Origin of the sequence: Rhizobacter sp. Root404 (genome assembly GCF_001425865.1) — a bacterium.
Lineage (GTDB): Bacteria > Pseudomonadota > Gammaproteobacteria > Burkholderiales > Burkholderiaceae_C > LMDS01.
Genome location: NZ_LMDS01000001.1, coordinates 869473 through 888175 on the forward strand (window position 1 = coordinate 869473; position 18703 = coordinate 888175).

Genomic DNA, 18703 nt, shown 5'->3' on the forward strand with positions numbered 1-18703 from the left:
GCGATGAGCGTCCTGATGTCGATCGGCAAGACCGCGATGTTCGCGAGCTACGCCGCGCTGCAGACCGTCGGCAACAACATCGCCAACGCGAACACCGCCGGCTACTCGCGCCAGACCACGGTGCTGGCCGATGCGCCTGGGCAGTTCACCGGTTCGGGCTTCTTCGGCCGCGGTGTCGACGTGACGACCGTTTCGCGTTCGTACGACAAGTACCTGACCAACCAGGCCGTCGGCACCGGCTCGGTGGCCGCTGCCGACGCGGCGCGGGTGGACAAGCTCACGCAGCTCGAGAACGTCTTTCCGATCGGCACCACGGGCGTCGGCTACGCCGCCGGCGAGTTCCTGAACTCGTTCGTCGACCTGTCCAACAACCCGGCCGATTCGTCGGCGCGCCAGGTCGTGCTGAGCCAGGCGCAGGATCTGGCTTCGCGTTTCCGCGCGGCGGCCGACCAGCTCGGCGCGCTGCAGGCCGGCGTCACGCAGGACGTGAAGACCTCGGTCGCGAGCCTGAACACGCTGGCGCAGCAGGTCGCCAAGCTCAACGAACAGATTGCCGCGCTGCAGGGCGCCGGGCAGCCGCCGAACCAGCTGCTGGACGAGCGCGACCGGCTCGTCAGCCAGATCGCGAGCACGATCAACGTCACCACCATCCAGGCCGACGACGGCAGCGTGGGGCTGTTCATCGGTGGCGGGCAGAACCTCGTGCTGGGCGCCAAGGCGAACACGGTCAAGGCGGTGCCCGACACCTTCGACCCGGCCAAGGTGATGCTCACGATGGCCGAGGGCGGCTTCGACCGGATCATCCCGCCGGACAGCCTGGCGGGCGGATCGCTCTCCGGCCTGCTGAGGTTCCAGAACGATGACCTGACGGCTGCCAACAACCTGCTGGGCCAGATGGCCGCCGGCCTCAGCGGCGCGATCAACGGGCAGCAGGCGCTCGGCCTCGACCTGGGTCAGCCCCCGGGCGCCGGCGCCCCGATCTTCGCGGTCGGCGCGCCGCGCGTGCTCGATGCGCGCGCGAACGCCGGCACGGCCGTGCTCGGCATCACGATCGACGATTCGTCCCAGGTGCAGGCGAGCGACTACGAACTCGCATTCGACGGTACCAATTACTCGCTGACGCGCCTGAGCGACAACACCGCGGTGGCCGGCAGCCCCTACACGCCGGCGCAACTGACGGCCGGCGTGCAACTCGACGGCATCACCTTGCAGCTCACCGGTGGCACCGCCGCGAACGGCGACCGTTTCCTGCTGCAACCGGTGGGCAACGCCGCGCAGAGCATGCAAAGCGTGCTGGGCAGCACCAAGGGCCTGGCGGCCGCGGCGCCGTTCACCGGCAGCACCGGCATCAACAACACCGGCACCGCGACGATCGCGTCGCTCAGCGCGGTCGATCCCGCCTACAACGGCACGCTGAGCACCGCGATCACGTTCACCTCCGCCACCGGGGACTACGCGTGGACGATGAGCGACGGCTCGTCCGGCACCGGCACCTGGACGGCCGGCAGCCCGATCACGCTGAACGGCTTCGCGCTGAACCTGAACGGCGTGCCGAAGAGCGGCGACACGCTCGGCGTCGTGCCGACCGTGTCGGTCGGCTCGAACAACGGCAATGCACTCGCGTTCGCGCGTCTGGCGGACCAGGGCATCGTCGCGTCGGCCGGCGGCGCCGGCACGAGTGCGCCGGCGCAGTCGATCACCGACGCCTACGCGAGCGCACTGGCCAACATCGGCGTGCGCGTGCAGGGCGGCAAGACGGCGGCCTCGATCTCGAGCGCGACCGCGAGCGAGGCCGAGTCGGCACGGGCCAACAAGGCCGGCGTCAACCTCGACGAGGAAGCCGCCAAGCTGATCCAGTACCAGCAGAGCTACCAGGCCGCCGCCAAGATCCTCCAGGTCGCACAGTCGATCTTCGACACCATCCTGCAGACGGCAGCCCGCTGAACGAGACGGACACCCCCATGCGCATCAGCACGACCAACAGCTACAACACCTCGCTCGATTCGTTGATGGACCGCCAGTCCCGGCTGGCCGAGACGCAGGAGCAGATGACGACCGGCAAGCGCGTCAACCGCGCCAGCGACGACCCGGCCGCCGCGGCGCGCGCGGAGCGCGCACTGGCGTCGGAGCGGCGCAGCGTCGCGAGCCAGCGGGCCGTGGATGCGAGCGACAACGCGATGCGCCTGACCGAAGGCGCGCTCGGCGACGCCGGCGACCTGCTGCAGACCGCACGCGAGGCGCTGGTTTCGGCCGGCAACCCGACCTTCAGCGACAAGGAGCGGCTCGGCGTCGCGAACCAGCTCGCCGACCTGCGGGCGCAGCTGCTCGCGGTCGCGAACCGCACCGACAGCGCCGGCATCCACCTTTTCGGTGGCCAGGGCGCGAGCCAGGCGCCGTTCACCGACCTGCCCGGCGGCGTGCAGTTCCAGGGCGCGTCGGGCCAGACGCAAGCCGCGAGCAGCGATGCGCTGCCGCTGACCATCGACGGCGAATCGACCTGGATGCAGGCGCGCAACGGCAACGGCGTGTTCGTTGCCCGCGCCGTCACCAGCACCGGCAGCGCGTGGATCGGCTCCGGCAACGTGATCGATCCGTCGGCGCTGACCGGTTCCACCTACAGCCTGCAGTTCAGCGTGAGCGGCGCCAGCACCACCTACTCGGTTCTGAAGGACGGCCTGCCGACCGCACAGACCAACGTCGCCTACAGCAGCGGCCAGGCAATCCAGGTCGACGGCATGTCGACCAAGATCACCGGCCAACCGGCCGACGGCGATGCGTTCCAACTCGCGCCGTCGAACTCGAACCTCAGTGTCTTCGACGCGCTCGACAAGGCCATCGCCGAGCTGAAGACGCCCGGCCGCACGGGCACGCAGATCGCGCAATCGAACGTCGAGAACCTGTCGAACATCGACGCGGTGATGGGCCAGGTGGCGGCGGGCCGCAGCCAGGTCGGCGCCACGATGAACCGCGTCGACGCGGTGACCGAGCGCCTGTCGGCGCTGAAGCTGTCGAGCCAGACCGAACGCGCCCACGCCGAAGACCTGGACATGACGCAGGCGATCTCCGATTTCTCGAACCAGCAGACCGGCTACGATGCGGCCCTGAAGGCCTATTCGATGGTGCAGCGGCTGTCGCTGTTCAACTATCTCAACACCTGACATGAATTCTCCCGAGCCGGTGGCATGAGCGACATCACGATCCTGGGGCAGGTCGCCCTCGGCTATTCACCGTTCATCGACCGCCAGCGCGCGGTCACCGCCACCCGGCTGACCGTGTTTCCCTTGCGGCCCGACGCGGTGCTGGATGTCGGGCAACTGCTGCACGAGGTCGGCAACGTCTGGCCGGCGAGCGGCGCGCGCGTGTCGCTCAATCTCGTCAGCGAGAGCCTGCTGCAGGAACTGCTGCTCGCTCAGCCGACCGCCAACCTGATGGTCGAGGTGCCCGCGTTCATGGCCGCGGACGAGGCCAATGTCGACGCGCTGGTCGCGCTGCACAAGAACGGCAGCACGCTGCTGCTGAAGGGCCGCCCGCTGAAGGAACTGCCGCGCGCGGTGCTGCCGTGCTTCAAGTATTCGATCATCGACCTCGCCGACGACCGGCGCGTGAACGATCCCCACGCGCCTACCGGCGTGACCCGCAGCATCGCGCACGTGCAGTCGGGCGTGCGCACGGTGGCCGACATGGAAGGCGCGTTCGCGCGCGGCGCCGAGGCCGTGCTCGGCTGGCCGATCGACGATGCCGTCACGACGACCGCCGCCCGCAGCGGGCAGGCCGTGGCCGCGCCCGGCATGCAGACCATCGCCGAGCTGATTCGCCAGGTCGACAAGGAAGAGCCGATCGAGAAGCTCGAGACCACGCTCAAGCGCGATCCTGCGCTGGCCTTCAAGCTGCTGCGCTACATCAACTCGCCGGCGTTCGGGCTGCGCGTCGAGATCAGCTCGTTCCGCCACGCGATCATGATGCTCGGCTACCAGCGCCTGAAGCGCTGGCTCGCGCTGCTGCTGGCCACCGCCAGCAAGGACGTGAACCTGAAGCCGGTGATGTTCGCGGCGGTGCGCCGCGGGCTGCTGATGGAAGAGCTGGTGCGCGGCAGCGGCGACGAGGAGATGCGCAACGAGATGTTCATCTGCGGCGTGTTCTCGCTGCTCGACCGGATGTTCCAGCAGCCGTTCTCGAAACTGCTCGAGTCGATCCCGGTGCCCGAGCGGGTGCGCCAGGCGCTGGCCGACGGTGACGGGCCGTACCAGCCCTACGTGGAGCTCGTGCAGGCGATCGAGAACGAGGCGCTGTTCGACTTCCGCGAGGCGGCCGACCGCCTGATGATGAGCGTCAGCGAGATCAACCGCGCCGAGTTGCGCGCGTTGATGTCCGCCAGCGAGCTGGAATAACCTGGCCTGAGCATGGCATCGGCCCGGCCGTGGTTCGGCGCCGCGGCGTGGCGGCGGCTTCGCGATCTGGGGCCCGCCGCCCGGCGCGAGCGCGAGCGGGCGGTCGCTCGCCTCGCGCGCGACTGCGAGCTGATGTTCGGCCTGCCCGGCGTCGGCATCGCCTTTGTTCGCGACGATCGGATCCAGCGGGCCAACGCCGCGCTGGCGGATCTGGTCGGTTGCCGCGCGGACGAACTGGCCGGCGTGCGCCTGGCCGACCTGTTCGCCCAGGCGGCTCCGGAGGCCGACGGCGGCTGGCGCGGCGAACGGCCGCTGCACTGCCGCGACGGCCGCGTGCTGTGGGTGCAGGCGCGCCAGCGCGCGGTCGTCGCCGGCGAATCCGGCGGTGAATCGATCGCGTCGTTCGTCAATGTCGATGCGCGGCATCGCGCCGAGCACGCCGTCGCGCGGCAGGCCGAGCGCACCCGCGCGATCCTGGATTCGGCATTGGTCGGCATCGTCACAGTCGGCGCGCAGGGCATCGAGTGGATGAACCGCTCGGCTCGGCGGATGTTCGGCGGCGACCTGGCGACGTTCGTGAACCTGCCGATCTCGACGGTCGCGACCGCGGATCCCGACCACCCGCTGCGGCGCAGCGACGCGTGGGGCGAGCTGGTCGAAGGCGAGACCGAGACCTTCGAATGCCGGCTCCAGGCGCGCGACGGCCGCCAGTTCTGGGTCGTCGGCAACGTCGTCTCGACCGCACGCGATGCCGGCGATCGCCAATTGACCTATGCGCTGCTCGACATCGAACGCCGGCGCGACGCCGAGGCGCGCATGTCGCAGGCCCGGGCGCAACTGCAGCGCATCATCGAGGCGGCGCCGCTCGCGATCGCGCTGCGCGACGCGCAGAGCCTGCGGGTGTTGCAGGTCAATGCCGTCGCGGCCGCGAACGCGCACGACGCACCCGGCGGGCTGATCGGCTGCACGCCGGAGGAAACCCACGCCCCCGACGTCGCGGCGCAGCAGCGGGCCGACATGCAGCACGCGCTCGCCGCGTCGGAGGTGACGACTAGGGAATACCGCGTCGAGCGCGACGGCGCGGTCCGCCTCTGGGACACGCGCTACCTGCCGCTCGCCAGCCATCCCGGTGCGCCGCCGGACCAGCTGCTGACCGTGGCGACCGACGTGACCGAGCAGCGTGCCGCGCAGGAAGCCCGCCTTGCCGCGGCGATCGAGCAGCGCGAGATGCTCGTGCGCGAGGTCCATCACCGCATCAAGAACAACCTGCAAGGGGTGGCCGGACTCCTCGAACAGATCGCGCAACGCAAGCCCGAGGTCGCCGAGCCGATCGCCGAGGTCGTCGGCCAGGTGCACGCAATCGCACAGGTCTACGGGCTGCAGGTGGGGCAGGGCGGGCCGCTGCAGTTGACGCGGGTGGTCGAGGCGATCGTCGCGTCGGTGCAGCGCACGTTCGGGCGTTCGATCCGCGTCGAGGCCGGCGGTGCGACGGTGGCGCACTGGGCGCTGCCCGAGGCCGAGGCGATCCCGATCGCGCTGACGCTGAACGAGTTGCTGACGAACGCGATCAAGCACTGCGCGCCGTCCGCCGGCGCCGGACTGGCCTGCGCGTTGACGGCCAGCGACGACGTCCTGCAGGTGGTGATCTCGAATCCGGCGACCCTGGCGCCCGGCTTCAGCCTGGCGCGCGTGCCGGGGGGCGTTTCGGGGCTCGGGCTGGTTCGTGCGCTGCTGCCGCGCCGCAGTGCCCACCTGACGCTGGAGCAGCAGGCCGAGCGGGTCGTGGCGACGCTCGCACTTCGCCCGCCCTGCATCGTTTCCACCAACTATCAGTAAACGATTGCAAATTCACCCGCGCGGTGGCGACCTGTCGTGATGAACCGCACGTCGTTTTGACACCCACGCATCGCTTGCAGAAACGTCACGCTGCGCGTCGTTCGTCGCATCGCCGAAAATCGACTCGCACATGACAAATGACGATTCCGACACGATCCTGGTCGTCGACGACGACCGGTTGGTCCTGGCCACCCTGGCGCACGGGTTGTCCCAGGCGGGCTACCGGGTCATCGACGCCGACAACGGCGACGACGCGATCCTGCTCGCACGCGAGCATCGACCCGATCTGGCGCTGCTGGACATCCGCATGCAGGGCATGAGCGGCTTCGATGTCGCCGCCTGCCTGCGACAGACGAGCCGCGTGCCGTTCATGTTCCTGTCGGCATTCTGCGATGCCCAGACCACCGCGCAGGCGGCCTCGCTGGGTGCCATCGCCTGCCTGACCAAGCCGCTGGACATCCGCCAGATCCTGCCCGCCGTGGCGCAGGCGCTGGCGCAGTTGCGGTCGGCGCGCCACGCCGCACCTGTGGCGCCAGCTGCCGACGCGGTCCGCTCGCCCGAGGTGCTGATGGCGGTCGGCGTGCTGATGCATCGCTATTCGCTGGCCCGCGAATCCGCGCTCGAACAGCTCCGCCACATGGCGGCAGCCGAGCGGCTGTCGCTCGACGAGCATGCCCGGCGCCTGGTTCGCGCGGTCGAGATGCTTGCGTTGCCCGTCGCGGCCTGATCGGCGCCGTCAGCCCGGGGCGGTCCCGCCCCGGGGCAGCGAGAAGTGGAACCGCGCACCGCGGTTGACCTCGCCCTCGGCCCACACGGTGCCGCCGTGGCGACCGACGATGCGGCGCGCCGCCGCCAGTCCGACGCCGGCGCCCGGATAGTCGCTCGCGCTGTGCAGGCGCTGGAACACGCCGAACAGGCGGTCGGCGAAGCGCATGTCGAAGCCGGCGCCGTTGTCCTGCACCGTGAAAGTGTCCGGCAGTTGCGCGTGTCGGCCGAAGTCGATGCGGCCCTGGGCCGTCTTGGCGGTGTACTTCCAGGCGTTGCCGAGCAGGCCGTCGATCAGCGTGCGCAGCATCGCCGGGTCGCCCAGGGCCTGCAGGCCGGGCTCGATCGCGATCTCCACCTCGCGCGTCGGCGCGGAGCGACGCAGGTCGTCGGCCACGCAACCGGCCAGCTGCGAGAGATTCACCGATTGCGGCGCGAGCGGCTGCGACGACAGCTTCGACAGCGCGAGCAGCGCGTCGATCATGCCGTTCAGGCGCGTCGCCGCGCCGAGGACGCGTTCGAGGTGATCGTTGCCGACGCGGTCGAGCAGCGGCCCGTAGTCTTCCTTGATGATCTTCGTGAACCCTTCGATGACGCGGATCGGCGCGCGCAGGTCGTGCGAGATCGCGTGGGTGAAGAAGTCGCTGTCCGGCGCCGACGGCGGCTTCGGGGCTGGCGCGGGACCGGCGGCCCCGGTGTCCTCGCGGAACGTGCCGTGGTAGCCCGCGAAACGCCCGTCGGCATCCCGCAGTGCCCGCCCGTCCAGCAGCCCGGCGCGACCTTCGGCAGCCAGGCCTGCGAAGCGGACCGGCAGCGCCTCGATCGGCTGCGCCGCATCGAGGCAAGCACGCAGCGCTGCCGGGTCATCGGTGGCGCAGCGTTCCCACAACGCGGCGGGCAGCGTGCCCGAGTCCGACCGGGCCGACGGCGCACCCTGCAACAGCTGCACCGAACTCAGCCGGTGGTCTGCGCCGCTGCGCCAGAGCCAGACCCGAACGGCGGCTCCGTCGGTGGGGGGACGAGTCATGCGAAACATTGTACGGAGGCCGCTTTGCCACCCCCGACTGCAACGAGACGGAACAGTGCGGGTCAAGTTCGGCGGCCGGCTGCCGAAATCGTGGAACACCTCGCACCTGCCGCGAGCCTGCGCCCCTGCGGCCCCATGCCCGATGACGTCGACGCGCTCTGCCTGCCCCGCTGCCCGACCATGACGCCGCGCCTGCCCTCCCGTCCCATGGCCCCGAAAGTGTTGGCCATTGCAGACACTGCATGGGCGCGAACACGCGTCACCGGCCTCCCTGGACGGCTGCGCAGGCACGCGGTCCCCGCGTCTGGCATGCTGGATGCCCGTACTTGTCTTGGTAGTGGACAATTCGAACTGGTACCGTTCGACCTCAAGAAGATGGGAAACGATGTTCCCTGCGGTGTCGCGAACCGGATTTCGATGACCATCCTTTCAACACGTTGCGTCAAGGGCAGATGCTCGCCATGCTGAACCGGCCGTTTCAGGCGCTCGCGCCCGACAGCAGCGCTGCCGGCAGTGGCGGATCGCCGGCGTCGGTCCTGGACCCGGCGGCGCTCGCGCGGCTGGCCGAGCTCGACCCCAGCGGCGCCAATCGCCTGCTCGAGCGCGTGCTGCAAGCCTTCCAGACGTCGGTGACGCGCCTGCGGCCGCAACTGTCCGAAGGCCGGGCCGCCGACGACCGGTCCGCGATCCGGCTCGTCACGCATACCCTCAAGTCGTCATCGGCGAGCATCGGCGCCATGCGCCTGTCGCAACTGTGCGCGGAGATCGAGACCGCCATCCGTCTCGATCCGGCCGCCGAACTCCACGCCAAGCTCGATGCGCTCGATGTCGCGCTCGACGACACGGTCCGTGCCATTGCGGTGCGCCTGGGAGACCGCGGGTGAATTCGCGCCCGATCGGCGCCGCCGACGACGACCTGCCGGAGCAGCCGAAGGTGCTGCTGGTCGACGACGACGAGGTCAACCTGCTGCTCACGTCGATCGCGCTGCGCGAACGCGGTTTCGCGATCACCGAAGCCAGCAGCGGCGAGCAGGCGATCACGATCCTGGCCCAGTGGCTGCCCGACGTGGTCGTGCTCGACGCGCTGATGCCCGGCCTCGACGGGTTCGAGACCTGCCGCGAACTGCGCGTGCTGCCCGGCTTCGAGTCGCTGCCGGTGCTGATGCTGACCGGCCTGGACGACGACGCCTCGATCACCCGAGCCTACGAGGCCGGCGCCACCGACTTCTTCGTCAAGTCCACCCAATGGAGCCTGCTCGCCGGGCGCCTGCGCTACCTGTTGCGCGCCTCGCGCACCCGGGTCGAACTCGAGCGCAGCAAGTCGCGTCTGGCGCGCGCGCAGGACCTGGCGCGCATGGGCAGCTTCGACTGGCGGCGCGACCATGGCGGTCCGGTGTTCTCGGTCGAGGGCCTGCGGGTGTTCGGCCTGGGGCCGAACGACAACCTGGCGTTCCGCCCGCTGCTGCGCATGCTGTCGGACGACGACCGACGCGGCCTGATGCAGGTGCTGCACGAGGTCATGAAGCACAGCACCGTGCTCGCCACCGACATCCCGGCCACGCTGCACGATGGCCGCCAGCGCATCGTTCACGTCGAGGCCGAGCCCGAATTCAACGAACACGGCAACCTGATCGGCTACTCCGGCATCGTGCAGGACGTGACCGACCGGCGCCTCGCCGAAGACAAGATTCGCCACCTCGCGAACTTCGACGTGCTGACCGGCCTGCCGAACCGGCGCCAGCTGATCTGGCGCGCCGAGCGCGCGCTCGAACACGGCCGCCGCTTGAATCACCAGGTGGCGCTGCTGCTGATCGACCTGGACCGCTTCAAGATCATCAACGACACGCTCGGCCACGGCGCCGGCGACGAGCTGCTGATGGAGGTGGCGCGGCGCCTGCGCTCGTGCGTGCGCCACTCCGACCAGGTCACCGAAAGCTCGATCGAATCGCTCGGCTCGCGCTCGCACCGTTCGCTCGAGGCGGTGGGGCGCCTGGGCGGCGACGAATTCGTCGCGCTGCTGCCCGAGGTCGCGGACGAGCGCGATGCCGAGCGCGTCGCCTCGCGCATCCTCGACCTGATGCGCGAGCCGATCTTCGTCGGCGGGCAGGAGTGCTTCGTGACCGCCAGCGTCGGCATCGCGCTGTACCCGCGCGATGGCCTGTCGGTCGCGGACCTGATGCGCAACTCGGACGTCGCGATGTACTCGGTCAAGTCGGCCGGGCGCAATTCGGCGTCGTTGTACCGCCCGGCGCTGGCCGGCCAGGGCCGCGAGAAGCTCGAGCTCGAAAGCGCGCTGCACAAGGCGATCGAACGCGACGAACTGGTGCTGCACTACCAGCCCAAGGTCGACGTGCGCGGCGCCAAGATGGTCGGCGCCGAGGCGCTGATGCGCTGGCGGCGCAACGGCGTGCTCGTGCCGCCGGGCGATTTCATCCCGATGGCCGAGGAGACCGGCCTGATCGTGCCGCTCAGCGAATGGGCGATCCGCGAGGCGGCGCGCCAGGCGCGCGTCTGGCAGGACAGCTTCGGCTTCGCCGACTCGATCGCGGTGAACCTGCCGAACCGCATGTTCGAGCGCACCGACCTGGTCGAGTACATCCACAACGCGGTCACGACCTACGGCGTGCCGCACCACGCGATCGAGCTGGAGATCACCGAGACGGGCCTGATGAAGGACCTGCAGAACGTGATCCCGTCGCTGCACCGGCTCAACGAGATCGGCGTCGAGATCTCGATCGACGACTTCGGCACCGGCTACTCGTCGCTCGCCTACCTGACCACGCTGCCGATCAGCGAACTGAAGATCGACCGCAGCTTCGTCCGCGATCTGGGCATGACGCCGCAGAGCTCGGCCGTCGTCACCGCGATCATCGCGCTGGCGCGCTCGCTCGGCCTGCGCGTGATCGCCGAGGGCGTCGAGAACCTGCGCCAGATGGAGGTGCTGCACCGCCTCGGCTGCGGCGTGATGCAGGGCTTCCTCTTCAGCCGCCCGCAGCCGCCGGAGGACATCGAGACCTGGCTGCAACAGACCATCCTGCCGCGCAAGGCGCCGTGGATCGGCAAGGCCGGCGACGCCGAAATTGCCGAGGTGTTGCGCTTCGCCGAGGGCCGCGACCCGCGCATCAAGCCCGCGGTCTGACCGGGCCGGTTCCGCCATGGAAGCGACACGACCCGCTGCGCTCTCCGGCGCCGCTCCCGACAATGCCCAATTGGCCAAGGCCGCACTTCGGCGCCTGGCCCTCGACAAGCTCGAGCCGACGCCCGAGAACTACGCCCGCGCCTGGCGCCAGGAGGCCGGCGAACCGCCGGTGCCGGTGTCTGAAGGCGCGGTCATCGCGACCCTGATCGAGCGCGCGGTGCGCGGCATCGAGCGCGGCAGCAAGGGGTGGACCGCGGCGCGCAAGAAGGACAGCCTGCAACGCGTGCTGGACGGCAGCCGCAGCGATGCCCGCCGACTGCAGCAGCGCCTGACGCAGCTGTTCGCGAGCTGGGACTCCGAAACCGTTCCCGTCGAGGCCGGTGCCGAACCGCAAGAGACGCTCTTCGAGCCGCTGCCCACGGCCCCCGCGCCACTCGAGCCCGGCGTGACGACGCCGCCCTGGGGCCGCGCGCTGCAGGCGCTCGGTGGGACCGTGCAGTGCGCGCTGCCGCCCCAGGACGAGGCCCCGCACGAGATCGCCGCGGCGCTGGCCGCGATCACCGAGCGCATCGATCAGGCCGGCGCGACGCCCGACTTGATCGACGACCTGGAGGCGCTGTGTCGACGCGCGGTGCCGGTGCTGCAGCACCGGCACCACCTGGTCGATCAGCTCGGCGCGCTGTGCGGCGAGCTGACCGCCAGCCTCACCGACCTGGCCGAGAACGACAGTTGGGCGCAGGGCCAGTGCGAGGCGATGCAGGCCAAGATCGACGAGGGCTTATCGGCCCGCGGGATTCGCGCGGTCAGCGAACTGCTGCGCGACACGCGCGCGCGGCAAGGCCAACTGCGCGAGGAGCGCGAGCGGGCCCGCGATTCGCTGAAGGGCCTGATCAACCGCATGCTCAGCGAGCTCGACGAGCTCGGCTCGCAGACCGGTCATTTCCACGACAGCGTCGGCCGCTATGCCGACGTGATCGAGAAGGCCGACACGCTCGAAAGCCTGACCGGCGTGGTGCGCGAGATGGTCGAGGAGAGCCGGACCGTGCAGGCGCTGGTGCAGCAGACGCAGGCGCGCCTTCAGGCCGAGCACGGCAAGGCGCAGGGGCTGACGCAGCGCGTCAACGAGCTCGAATCCGAGATGCAGCGCCTGTCGAACGAGGTCTCGACCGACCAGCTGACCCAGATCGCGAATCGGCGCGGGCTCATGCAGGCATTCGATGCCGAGCGCGCGCGCCTGGAGCGATCGGCCACGCCGCTGGCGGTCGGTCTGCTCGACATCGACAATTTCAAGCGGCTCAACGACGAACTCGGCCACGGCGCGGGCGACGAGGCGCTCAAGTCGCTGGCGGCCGTCGTCAGCAAGACGCTGCGGCCGACCGACCACGTGGCCCGCTACGGCGGCGAGGAGTTCGTCGTGCTGCTGCCCGACACGCCGCTCGACGAAGCGCAGCAGATCCTGACGCGCCTGCAGCGGTCCCTCACCGGCGGCTTGTTCATGCACGAGCAGAAGCAGGTGTTCGTGACCTTCTCGGCCGGCGTGACCGCCTACCGCGCCGGGGAGCGCATCGAGGACGCGCTCGAGCGCGCCGACCAGGGCCTGTACGAGGCCAAGCGCAGCGGCAAGAACCGCACCTGCGTCGGCTGAGGCCTCAGCAGCCCTTCAGTTCCGAGGCGCTGACGCCGGCGCGCGCCTGGGCCAGCACGGCGACCACGGCCTCGCGGTCGCTCAGGCGGTCCTTGCGGGCCAGTCGGGCGGCCTCGGAAGCCTGCGCTTCCAGCACGTTCTTGCCGGACAGTCCGCTGCAGGCGAGCAGGTACACCACATGGCGGGAACTCCCGAGCGTCACGCCGCTGGACGCCGCCACGCGCGGGCCCATCGCCATCAGATCCTCGTAGCTCATGCCGACGCGGGGCGCGACTTCGGTCAGGTGCTTCGACTCGGTGCGGCCGATGAAGAAGACGACCACGAACGCCACCGCCAAGCCCACCCCGCCCATGGTCGCGATGTACTTCAGCATGCCGCGTTCACCCCCTGATGTGATGGCACGATGTTACAGGGAGCCCGGGGATCGCGCTTTGCGACAATGCCGGCTCCAGAAACCGCGAGACCCGAGATGACCCAGATCCTGCTGCTCAACGGACCGAACCTCAACCTGCTGGGCACGCGCGAACCGGAGATCTACGGGCGCGAGACGCTGGCAGACGTGGAGGCGATGGTCACGGCCGTCGCGTCGGCGCGCGGCGCGACCGTCGCGTGCCTGCAGAGCAACCACGAGGGTGTGCTGATCGACCGCATCCACGCGGCCCGGCTCGACGGCACGCGCGCGATCGTCATCAACCCGGGCGGCCTGACCCACACCAGCGTCGCGCTGCGCGATGCGCTCGCTGGCGTGGCGCTGCCGTTCTTCGAGGTGCACGTGTCCAACGTGCACCGCCGCGAGTCGTTCCGCCATCATTCGTACCTGTCGGAACTGGCCGCGGGCATCGTCATCGGGTTCGGCGTGCGCGGCTATGCGATGGCGGTCGAAGCCGCGATCGATCGCTTCGGCGCCTGAAAATTTCTGTAAAGGCGGCACGCCGGCGTCAGCCCGGGCCGGCGCTCGGCAGTTAGGAGGGAAGGGCCGACGCGTGCGGCTGCCATCCTCCCACGGAGATTCACCATGCTGAACCCGAGACTGCTGATCCTCCCGCTCACCGCTTCGTTATTGACCGCCTGCGTCGTGGCGCCCTACCCGGCGCGGCGCGTCGTGTACGCCCAGCCGGCCCCGGCCTACCCGCAGCCGCAGCCGCAGCCCGGCTACGGCCAGCCGGTGCCGTCAGACGGCGACGAGGTCGTCGTCGACGTGGCGCCGCCGGCGCCGTATGTCGAAGTCGTGCCGGCGATCCCGTTCGCGGGAGCGATCTGGATCGGCAGCTACTGGGGCTGGCGCGGCGGCCGGCATGCCTGGGTGCCGGGCCGCTGGGAGCATCCCCGCGCCGGCTATGGCTGGCGACCGCATGCCTGGGTTCAGCAAGGCGGCCACTGGCACCTGCGCGGCGGCGGCTGGGTCCGACGCTGACCCGGCTCGGCGGAATGCCGGCCGCGCGGGCTAGTTCTGCAGCGCTTCGTAGACCGCGGCGGTGGTGTTGACCGCGTGCTGGGCCACCTGCGCGGCGCTGCTGGCGAGCACCGTGAGCGGGTAGGTGCCGGAGACCACGCCGCCGCATGCCACCTCCACCGCCCTCACGTCCGGCGGCAACCCTTCGACCGCGCCGACCAGCGCATGCACGACCGAGCTGAAGCCGGCGTCATCGAACAGCACGTCGCCGTCGGCGAGCACCCGGTATTCGTAGTCGTCACCTTCGCGGTGGATTTCGATGCGAACGATCATCGGCCCATTCTCGCCGATCGGCCCCGGGGCCGGTCCGCTGCGAACAGGCCGGGCAAACTTGGCATGATCGCGGATGTCCAGCCTTCGGCCGGTCCCGCCCCATGCCCAAGGTTCACAACCACTACGACAACCTCAAGGTCGCCCGCGATGCCTCGCCCGACGAGATCCGCGCGGCATATCGCGCGCTGACCCGCAAGCACCATCCCGACCGCAATGCCGGGGTCGCGGACGCGCAGCGCGTGATGTCAGTGATCAACGTCGCCTACGAGGTGTTGTCGGACCCGGCCCGGCGCCACGAGCACGACGCGTGGATCGCGCAGGCGGAGTCGCCGCGCGCGCGTCCGCTGCTCAGCCCGCACACGCTGCACTCGCCGACGACCGCCGGTCCCGCGGCGCCGCCGGCCCCAGCCGCACCGCAGCGCGACTGGCCGCGGCGCCTCGCGCGCCAAGCGCATCGGCTGCGCGCCCACGCGCTCGGCCACCGCTGGCAGTACGGGCTCGCCGCGACCCTGGCGCTGGTGCTGCTGGGCAGCGGCGTGCGCAGCCTGTTCGAGCCGACGATCGGCCAGCATCTGGCGGCAACGCCCCGCGATGCGGCGGCGCGCAACGCCGGATTCGTGCGCCCGACGACCGCGCCGAACGGCCAGCCCTGGCCGGCGGGGTCCGGCTACGTCGCCGGGTACGAGTTGCTCAACGATGGCGGCCTGTCCGAGATCACGGTCGACAACGCGAGCAACGACACCGACATGTTCGTCAAGCTCTTCTCGCTCGATGGCGTCACCGCGCAGCCGGTGCGCACGTTCCTCGTGCTGGCGCGCAGCCGCTTCACGCTCGTGCACCTGACGACCGGCACGTACGACGTGCGCTATCGCAACCTCGCCAACGGCGCCCTGCTGCGCTCGCCGGCGCTGATCCTCGAAGAAGTGCGCAGCGACCGCGGCACCCAGCACAGCACGCCACACGTCCGGCTCTACCAGCCGGGCGAGGGCGCGATGCACACCTACGCGCTCGGCGAAGCGGACTTCTGACGGCGAGCGCCGCCACTCGGTCAGGCGACGATGCCGCGGCTGCGCAGTTGCGCGATCTGCGCGGCCGACAGGCCGATCTCCGCCAGCACGCGGTCGGTGTCCTCGCCGAGATGCGGTGCAGCGCTGCGCAAGGTGCCTGGCGTGGCGGACAACTTGGGCACCACGCCGGGCACCTCGAGGTCACGGCCATCGCGGGTGCGCTGGGTGACGATCATGTCCCGGGCGCGGTAGTGCGGGTCCTCGCAGATGTCCTTCGCGGTGTAGACCTTGCCCGCGGGCACGCGGGCGCGGGCGAGCACCTCGAGCGCCTCGTCCACGGTGCGGCTGCGCGTCCACTGCTCGATCGCCGCGTCGATCTCCGCCACGCGCGCCACCCGCCCCGGGTTGTGCGCCAGGTCCGGTGCGGTGCCGAGGTCGGGGCGGCCGATCGCCTCCATCAGGCGGCGGAAGATGCTGTCGCCGTTCCCGGCGACGAGCACATGCCCATCGCTGCAGCGGTACGCGTTGGAGGGCGCGATGCCCGGCAGTGCGCTGCCCGCCGGCTCGCGCACCGCGCCGAACGCGCTGTACTCCGGCACCAGGCTTTCCATCACGTTGAACACTGCCTCGTGCAGGGCCACGTCGATCACCTGGCCCGTGCCGCCGTGGACGCGGCGGTGGTACAGCGCCGCGAGGACGCCGATCGTGCCGTGCAGCGCGGCGAGCGTGTCGCCGATCGACACGCCGACCCGCACCGGCACGCGGCCCGGCTCGCCGGTCAGGTAGCGCAGTCCGCCCATCGCCTCGCCGATCGCGCCGAAGCCGGGCAGGTCGCGGTACGGTCCGGTCTGGCCGTAGCCGGAGATGCGCAGCATCACCAGCCCGGGGTTGAGCGCGGAGAGCGCGTCCCAGCCCATGCCCCAGCCCTCGAGCGTGCCGGGACGGAAGTTCTCGACCAGCACATCGGCTTCGGCGACCAGGCGTCGCGCGATGTCCTGGCCCTCGACAGACCGCAGGTCGAGCGCGATCGAACGCTTGTTGCGCGACGACACCTGCCACCAGACCGAAGTGCCGTCCAGCGTCAGGCGCCACTGGCGCAATGGATCGCCGCCGTCGGGTGCTTCGATCTTGACGACATCAGCGCCGAAATCGCCGAGCGTCTTCGCCGCGAACGGTCCGGCGATCAGTTGGCCCATCTCGATGACGCGCAGGCCCTGCAGTGCGTTCGGCGGCAGGGGCAGGGAAGGGATGGCGGACACGGCGAGTCCTCGGCGACGGCGGGGCCGTGATCATCGCCGAACACCTCGCCGCGCGGGAACCGCTGCGCGGCGAGGGGCTGCACGGTACACGTGCAGCCGGGGGCTCGGCAGCCTTACTTGCCGTCGCGGTCGGAGTCGCCCGGAACGGCGCGCTCGATCGAGTCGCTGACGCGGGTCCACGCGTCGCGGGCCGCGCCGCGCGCGCGATCCCACTCGAGCGTCGACGGGCCTCGCGCGTCGTTCCAGCCGCGCGCGAGGTCGGGTTCGGCCTCCTCGAACGTCGAGCCGGCCAGACGCTGGTAAGACGACACGCCGTAGCCGTAAGCGGGGCCGTAGTCGTCGTAGGAGTCGCCGGTCTGCACGTACGGGCGGCCGGTGTAGTTCTCGCGCCAGTAATCGTCCTCGACCGTCGGGTCGATCTTCTCGGCGACGCCCTTGCCGGCGAGGCCGCCGACGATGGCGCCGACGGCCGCCCCGATGATCGTGCCGACCGGTCCGGCGACCGTGCCCGTCGCCGCGCCTGCCGCAGCGCCGCCGACGGCAGCGCCCACGCCGGTCCCGACGGGGTGCGCGCCCGGCGCGCCTGTCAACGGATCGCGATTGGCCTGGGTGGTGTCGATGGTCTTGTCCATGCTTGTCTCCTTGAATGGAGGGCGGAATCTGCCCGAAACCAATCTACGGCGCAGGTCGTCGCGCGCTTGTCAGCGCGGCGGCGCGCCGGGTGTCGGACAAGCGGTGAAACAGGTGTGTCTTAGAGCACGGTCGGCGCGGTCTGGCGTCGGCGGCGGGTTCGCTCAGGGGCGGCGCCGGTCCCCGCGAATCCGCTCGGACGCGCACCCACCCTCGAGGTCGGGCTTGCGCAGCATGCGGATCTGAACGACCAGCTTGGCCGCCACTTCGGGCGGCAGCACGAACAGACTCTGGTAAATGCGCGGCGCGATGGCCTGCGCCTGCAGCGTGGTCACGGGTGCCTGCTGCACCAGCAGCATCGCGAACCGATCGATCCACTCGTCGCGCGGCGGGCCGACACTCATGGCCCGGCCTGCGCCTGCCCACGACGCTCGGCCGACGCCGGTGGCGGCGGAACGCTTCGCAGACCGCGGTCCTCGCGCCGAATCAGGCCGGTCGACACGACGATCGCGGCGGCTTCCGACGGCTCGAAATTCCGCAGCTCGGCGAAAAACCGCGGGGCCATGCCGGTGGCGTCGCGCAGCGTGACGCCTGCCTCCTGCGAGATCATCATCGCGAACTCCGCCATCCACTCGTTCCTGTCGCCCACCGTGCCCATGATCGTCTCGACTCCTTGGGCGTGACCTTAGCGGTTTGTCACGTATCAGGCTGTAGGAGAACGGCTCAGAGCGCCCCCGCAGGTGCAGGGGACAGATGCCGGGGGCGACCCGACGGATGCGGACGCGGTCAGTCGCGGGCCGTGCCGCCCGCCTCCGGCAGCGCGGTCGCGCCACGCATCCAGGCGTCGATCGAGACGCTCAGCTCGGCGTCCTTCGACTGCTCGACATCGCGGTACTCCAGGCTGCCCGGCACCCGCACGGCGCCGGGGTGGATGGACGCGGCGTCGTCCGCCGTCATGCGGTGACGCGTGACCCGCACCTTGCCGGTGAGGTCGTCGCGGATGGTCCAGAGCCACAATTCGATGCGCTTCATCATCGGCGTCAGTCGCCCCAGGTCGACCAGCGTTCGCGCTGATCCTCGCGCTTGGCGGGCCAGGTCAGGGTGCCGCGCAGCATCGTGCGCACGGCATCGGCAGGCGTGGACGCGCCGGCGTTCGGGTAGGCCGCCCGCGCGACTTTCATCGCTGCACGGCGATCGTTTTGGGTCTCGAACGCGTAAAGCGCCGCGAAGGTGGCGCACCACACCAGTTGGCCTCGGTCGACAGTTTCCATCTTGGGAAAA

20 protein-coding genes are annotated in these 18703 nt (G+C 70.4%); 11 read left to right on the forward strand and 9 right to left on the reverse strand.

All coding sequences use genetic code 11. The features are described 5' to 3' along the window. Nucleotides 1-3 precede the first annotated feature (3 nt). From flgK to ASC76_RS04015, 5 genes are all read left to right on the forward strand, one after another. The gene (flgK, locus tag ASC76_RS03995) at nt 4-1944 is read left to right on the forward strand and encodes a flagellar hook-associated protein FlgK (RefSeq protein WP_056462646.1); all 1941 of its coding nucleotides are present in this window, start codon (nt 4-6) and stop codon (nt 1942-1944) included. 17 nt (nt 1945-1961) lie between these two features. Continuing rightward, nucleotides 1962-3158: a flagellar hook-associated protein FlgL gene (flgL, locus tag ASC76_RS04000; RefSeq protein WP_056462649.1), complete on the forward strand. Its 1197-nt coding sequence runs from the start codon at nt 1962-1964 to the stop codon at nt 3156-3158. Nucleotides 3159-3182: 24 nt separating this feature from the next. Further along, entirely contained in the window at nt 3183-4388 is a 1206-nt protein-coding gene (locus tag ASC76_RS04005; protein ID WP_056462655.1) for an EAL and HDOD domain-containing protein, read from the forward strand. A gap of 12 nt (nt 4389-4400) precedes the next feature. Further along, a complete protein-coding gene (locus ASC76_RS04010) occupies nt 4401-6224 on the forward strand; it encodes a PAS domain-containing protein (protein ID WP_056462659.1) in 1824 nt (607 codons plus the stop codon). A 130-nt stretch (nt 6225-6354) separates the two neighbouring features. Then, nucleotides 6355-6951: a two-component system response regulator gene (locus tag ASC76_RS04015; protein ID WP_056462663.1), complete on the forward strand. Its 597-nt coding sequence runs from the start codon at nt 6355-6357 to the stop codon at nt 6949-6951. A gap of 9 nt (nt 6952-6960) precedes the next feature. On the opposite strand, the gene ASC76_RS04020 is transcribed toward ASC76_RS04015, so the two are convergent. After that, entirely contained in the window at nt 6961-8016 is a 1056-nt protein-coding gene (locus ASC76_RS04020) for an ATP-binding protein (protein WP_162247055.1), read from the reverse strand. 452 nt (nt 8017-8468) lie between these two features. Between ASC76_RS04020 and ASC76_RS04025 the strand changes: the two genes are divergently transcribed. From ASC76_RS04025 to ASC76_RS04035, 3 genes are all read left to right on the forward strand, one after another. Then, on the forward strand, nt 8469-8900 hold the full coding sequence (locus tag ASC76_RS04025; protein ID WP_056462669.1) for an Hpt domain-containing protein: 432 nt from the start codon (nt 8469-8471) through the stop codon (nt 8898-8900). Then, nucleotides 8897-11155: a bifunctional diguanylate cyclase/phosphodiesterase gene (locus ASC76_RS04030; RefSeq protein ID WP_056462670.1), complete on the forward strand. Its 2259-nt coding sequence runs from the start codon at nt 8897-8899 to the stop codon at nt 11153-11155. Before ASC76_RS04025 ends, ASC76_RS04030 begins: the two co-directional genes overlap by 4 nt. A 70-nt stretch (nt 11156-11225) precedes the next feature. Continuing rightward, on the forward strand, nt 11226-12800 hold the full coding sequence (locus ASC76_RS04035) for a GGDEF domain-containing protein (protein ID WP_235580337.1): 1575 nt from the start codon (nt 11226-11228) through the stop codon (nt 12798-12800). A 4-nt stretch (nt 12801-12804) separates the two neighbouring features. Here the strand turns inward: ASC76_RS04035 and ASC76_RS04040 are convergent, their stop codons facing one another. After that, nucleotides 12805-13173, reverse strand: a complete 369-nt coding sequence (locus ASC76_RS04040) for a hypothetical protein (RefSeq protein WP_056462674.1) — start codon at nt 13171-13173, stop codon at nt 12805-12807. Nucleotides 13174-13269: 96 nt separating this feature from the next. Between ASC76_RS04040 and aroQ the strand changes: the two genes are divergently transcribed. Together aroQ and ASC76_RS04050 are read left to right on the forward strand one after the other, a co-directional pair. Further along, a complete protein-coding gene (aroQ, locus tag ASC76_RS04045; RefSeq protein WP_056462684.1) occupies nt 13270-13710 on the forward strand; it encodes a type II 3-dehydroquinate dehydratase in 441 nt (146 codons plus the stop codon). 105 nt (nt 13711-13815) lie between these two features. Further along, nucleotides 13816-14214 (forward strand): YXWGXW repeat-containing protein, encoded by a 399-nt coding sequence (locus ASC76_RS04050; RefSeq protein ID WP_056462687.1) that lies wholly within the window; start codon nt 13816-13818, stop codon nt 14212-14214. A gap of 30 nt (nt 14215-14244) precedes the next feature. Here ASC76_RS04050 and ASC76_RS04055 read toward each other — a convergent pair whose 3' ends face one another. Beyond that, on the reverse strand, nt 14245-14526 hold the full coding sequence (locus ASC76_RS04055) for a hypothetical protein (RefSeq protein WP_056462691.1): 282 nt from the start codon (nt 14524-14526) through the stop codon (nt 14245-14247). Between the two features lie 101 nt (nt 14527-14627). Here ASC76_RS04055 and ASC76_RS04060 point away from each other — a divergent pair, with 101 nt between their 5' ends. Continuing rightward, a complete protein-coding gene (locus ASC76_RS04060; protein WP_056462694.1) occupies nt 14628-15554 on the forward strand; it encodes a J domain-containing protein in 927 nt (308 codons plus the stop codon). Nucleotides 15555-15574: 20 nt separating this feature from the next. Here the strand turns inward: ASC76_RS04060 and ASC76_RS04065 are convergent, their stop codons facing one another. From ASC76_RS04065 to ASC76_RS25660, 6 genes are all read right to left on the reverse strand, one after another. Next, entirely contained in the window at nt 15575-16792 is a 1218-nt protein-coding gene (locus ASC76_RS04065) for a CaiB/BaiF CoA-transferase family protein (RefSeq protein ID WP_056462697.1), read from the reverse strand. 113 nt (nt 16793-16905) lie between these two features. Then, on the reverse strand, nt 16906-17424 hold the full coding sequence (locus ASC76_RS04070) for a hypothetical protein (protein ID WP_056462700.1): 519 nt from the start codon (nt 17422-17424) through the stop codon (nt 16906-16908). Between the two features lie 162 nt (nt 17425-17586). After that, the gene (locus ASC76_RS04075; RefSeq protein ID WP_056462703.1) at nt 17587-17826 is read right to left on the reverse strand and encodes a hypothetical protein; all 240 of its coding nucleotides are present in this window, start codon (nt 17824-17826) and stop codon (nt 17587-17589) included. After that, nucleotides 17823-18080, reverse strand: coding sequence for a hypothetical protein (locus ASC76_RS04080; protein ID WP_056462706.1), 258 nt, complete (start codon nt 18078-18080; stop codon nt 17823-17825). Before ASC76_RS04080 ends, ASC76_RS04075 begins: the two co-directional genes overlap by 4 nt. Nucleotides 18081-18208: 128 nt before the next feature. Next, nucleotides 18209-18457, reverse strand: coding sequence for a hypothetical protein (locus tag ASC76_RS04085; RefSeq protein WP_056462710.1), 249 nt, complete (start codon nt 18455-18457; stop codon nt 18209-18211). A 5-nt stretch (nt 18458-18462) separates the two neighbouring features. Further along, entirely contained in the window at nt 18463-18693 is a 231-nt protein-coding gene (locus ASC76_RS25660; protein ID WP_056462713.1) for a hypothetical protein, read from the reverse strand. Between the last annotated feature and the right edge of the window lie 10 nt (nt 18694-18703).